This is a genomic window from Acidithiobacillus sp. TH-A36, assembly GCF_057473445.1.
The window spans coordinates 1-2,363 of record NZ_JBYCKP010000489.1; the positions used below are offsets into that span (position 1 = coordinate 1).

3 protein-coding genes are annotated in these 2,363 nt (G+C 54.0%); all 3 read left to right on the forward strand.

What is annotated here, in order from left to right; all coding sequences use genetic code 11:
• Positions 1–1,086 (forward strand): hypothetical protein (locus tag AC2VLY_RS12480; protein WP_486892929.1); only part of this gene is annotated, 1,086 nt, incomplete at its 5' end.
• 189 nt (positions 1,087–1,275) lie between these two features.
• Positions 1,276–1,494 (forward strand): hypothetical protein, encoded by a 219-nt coding sequence (locus tag AC2VLY_RS12485; RefSeq protein WP_486892930.1) that lies wholly within the window; start codon positions 1,276–1,278, stop codon positions 1,492–1,494.
• A gap of 62 nt (positions 1,495–1,556) precedes the next feature.
• Positions 1,557–1,943: a hypothetical protein gene (locus tag AC2VLY_RS12490; protein ID WP_193651568.1), complete on the forward strand. Its 387-nt coding sequence runs from the start codon at positions 1,557–1,559 to the stop codon at positions 1,941–1,943.
• The last annotated feature ends 420 nt before the right edge of the window (positions 1,944–2,363 follow it).

Below are 2,363 nucleotides of genomic sequence, written 5' to 3' on the forward strand. Positions count from 1 at the left end.
GGGCATCTGAACATGGGCAACCTGCCAGATAGTCCGCCCGCAGAATGGATCGTGCGTGAGGATTATTCGCATTATGCCAATGCCCTGCTGCTGAATCGGGGTAGCAGAAACTTTCCCGGCGAACTTTTTGATTTGGGCTATTGCGCGGCCAGTCTGACCGCCAGCTACAATTTTCCCTATCAGGGAGATATTGCATTACCCAACACCGCACTATCTGCCGGGGGTACGCAAACCCTGTTTCACCTCCACCAGGCCCCTGAACATCGGGAAATCTTTCGCGGATTCACCCGGCAGTTGCACGACGCCCATGCCGTGCAGACGGATATTCCACCCAAAAGTTGCGCCCGGCACATGGATGAACAGCAGATTCTGGAAGAGATGAGCAACCTGAGCATTCAGGGAAATCCGGAAAGTGGCCTTATCGATGCCTTTGGCGTACAGCTGACCGTGCATTATGCAGACTATTACAATCTTCTGTCCTTTCGCTTTGAAAAGGCACTGAAACACGCCTTGCAGGCTTCACCCTTTCTGATCAGAACCCTTGCCGCAGAGTATCCCGTCCTTGAGGAATACAAGGATTTTGGACACCTGCAAGGGGATTTTCTGGCGCGCACCCTGCTGACCGAAGCGGGCCACATCTGCGGCTTCCGCACCATGGGCGGCATTATGATGTCCACCCTCTGGAAGGAAAAGATCATGCCCATGATCCGTGACCAGTCCGACTGGATTCATGGCATTGTTGCCGTCATCAACAGCCTCGGCTGGGGTGTCTGGCGGGTGACGGAATTGATTCCTGACCAACGCCTGATCCTGCGCGCCTGGAAACCCTACGAATCCCTGGGCTATTTACGGGCCTTCGGAATTTCCGACACCCCGGTGGACTACCTGTTTGCGGGAGTGGCCAGTGCCCTGATGAATCTCATTTTTCATGTCAACATCACCGACAGGCCGACACTGGATGACACCCTCTATACACAAGCCATGCATGAAGGCGACCATTTCTGGGCAAAACAGAACACCTGTGTCGCCCAGGGCCACCCCTACTCTGAGGTAATCGTGGAGCGGGGAATTCTGCGCGACTGGTAGCACGGTTCATCATTCGTGCCCATTTGTTTCTCTTTCCGGACGACCGTGTCACCCATTTTGACTCAGCACAACCCATTCTGGCGCTCAATGCATCAAACAATCAGCGCACTAGAAAACGGGGTAGACCGGTACGATAATTGCTTATCCGTACTTGCTGTTTTTGTCAGGGTATCAGGTCAGGAGAAACTTATGTACAAAACCCGCGTGGACGCAACAGAGCAGGGCCTCTTTCATCCTGAAACCGGGTCCGTGTTGCGCGCACTCGACGAGATCACCGCCACGCTGCGCTATTACCAGGCGTTTGGCGACCCTCAGGATCTGGACGAAGGCATCTGCTCCCTGATTGCCCTGGAAGCGCGCTTGCAGCAATTTATGCAAAAAGCGCAGAAACTCCAACAGAAACACTAAAACAGGCCATTAACTGGCCTCAAAATGGATTCACCCATCACTCACTGGCGAGGGAACGTGTAATGAGCATTCTAGATCTCGGTTCTGTAGTAGACAGCCTCCTGGGCGCAAACGGTCACGGCAGCGGCCTGCTCGGCGGTAATGCCCTGCTGGGCAGCCTGGTTGGCAACGGCAACACCAGCGGTGCCGGTTTACTGGGCGATTACAACGGTGGATTGTTGGGCGGCCTCGGCTTGGGTTCCCTGCTCGGCTCCATTGTTGACCCCAACAGTGGCAACATGGCGAGCAGCAGCAGCTCGGCTTCTGTCGGCGGCAGCAGCACTACTTCCAGCACCACCGTAGCCGGTGGCGGACTGCTGGGTGGATTACTCGGTGGCGACCTTCTCGGCGGTAACAATCTCCTGGGCGGCTCCAACGGCCTGCTGGGCGGCTTGCTGGGCATCCTCTAAAAAATTCATTGCCCATGCGGGCAATGTCCGCAACCCCGACCTGAAGGCTTCTACATTACCAAGCTTAAGGCCGGTGGTTGCACCAATCCCGCGCAGACCGGGGATACTCCCGCTTTGGTAACCCCCAATGCACACTTTTAGGTGTCATTATGGGAATTTTTAACTTTGTAACACTGCGTTACAACATGTATCAACATTGTGAACAAAATCCCCGATGTTACAAAATACCAAACGGTATGCAACTTTTGAAGTAGCATAAATTTTGTGATCTCTCCCCTTGCAATAATCTGATTATAGGCTAGTTAATAAACCGGCCACAGATGCCAGGCAACGTGTCCGGATTCTCCCTGAAGGCGGGGAGAACGTTGGCACGTAATCTGCTAATGTGACTGCGGTGTGTTGGTTGTAACTGGTTGTAAC